The following is a 1417-nucleotide window of genomic DNA, read 5'->3' on the forward strand; positions in this document are numbered from 1 at the left end:
CAATGCCGATCAGTTAAGCAATTGACATTTGGCATAATAGGATCAAAATCCGATGATCACAGGTCATCGGATTTTTTTATGCCCCTTAATCATAGCTTCGCCAATATTTCATCATTTATCGATTCTAATATTCACAGCTTGTCGGAAATACTGGATGAGTCTTTAATACAACAAGCACTTGCAGAGTCTGGGGTCGCAACACTCAGGAAGCGCAGGCTACCTCTTGAGCTAATGGTCTGGAGTGTGATTGGCAGCGCATTGTTTCGAGATATGCCTATGACTCAGGTCATTAATCGTCTTGATATTGTATTACCAAGTAAGAAACCTTTTGTAGCTCCTAGTGCGATTGTTCAAGCAAGACAGCGTTTAGGCTCGGAATCTATTCGTCATATCTTTAATATGACTCAATCCCGTTGGCATCAAGACACACCACATCCAAACTGGTGTGGATTAACCTTACTTGGCGTTGATGGCGTGGTGTGGCGTGCAGAAGACACGCCAGCTAACAATGATGCATTTGGTAAGTTGCACAATGACAAACGCGAATCGGCTTTTCCTCAAATTCGTATGGTCTGTCAAATGGAACTCACAAGTCACTTATTGACCGCATCCGCCTTTGACGCCGTTGCGGCTAATGAAATGACGCTCGCTGAGCAGCTGATAGAGCAAACACCCGACAATAGCCTAACGCTGTTTGATAAAGGTTTTTACTCATTAGGGCTACTTCATAAATGGTCTACCACTGGTACATCAAGGCACTGGCTAATTCCCTTAAAAAAAGGCACGCAATATGAAGTTATCAGGGAATTTGGAAAACATAACCAACTGAYTAGACTAAAAACAACACCTCAATCACGAAAGAGGTACCCAGACTTACCTATTACTATCGAAGCTAGATTGTTGACGAAAACCATCAATGGAAAACAGCATCAGATACTGACGTCTATGACCGACCCAATGAAATATCCAAGTGCTGATATCGTCGATCTATACAGTCACCGTTGGGAAATAGAGCTTGGGTTCAGGGAAATGAAACAGTACTTGCTCAAAAATGAATTAACGTTACGTAGCAAAACCCCAGAGCTAGTAAAACAAGAGTTATGGGGCGTATTGCTCGCATACAATTTAGTACGATATATGATGACTAAGATGGCTTACAGCCTGAAAGGGATATGGCCTTATCAACTCAGTTACAGCAATGCTTCTGGCTATATCATCAAGGAGTTAATGATGTTGCCTCACACCTCAGCAGGAAAAGTACCGAGCGTAATAAATAAACTTATTGCAATGGCTGAAACCTTTGTACTGCCAGAGCGAAGAGAAAGACATTATCCAAGATGTGTGAAAAAGAGACCCAGTCGATACCCTGAACGAAAGCCCCAAAAAATGCCTGTCAGCTCTTAACTGACAGGCATTA

General features: G+C 42.3%; 1 protein-coding gene. It reads left to right on the forward strand.

The genetic code is table 11. The features are described from left to right. Positions 1-78 precede the first annotated feature (78 nt). The gene (locus tag AOG27_RS20830; RefSeq protein ID WP_054554907.1) at positions 79-1404 is read left to right on the forward strand and encodes an IS4 family transposase; all 1326 of its coding nucleotides are present in this window, start codon (positions 79-81) and stop codon (positions 1402-1404) included. Positions 1405-1417 lie beyond the last annotated feature (13 nt).

Origin of the sequence: Pseudoalteromonas lipolytica (genome assembly GCF_001306915.1) — a bacterium.
Classification (GTDB): Bacteria; Pseudomonadota; Gammaproteobacteria; order Enterobacterales; family Alteromonadaceae; genus Pseudoalteromonas; species Pseudoalteromonas simplex.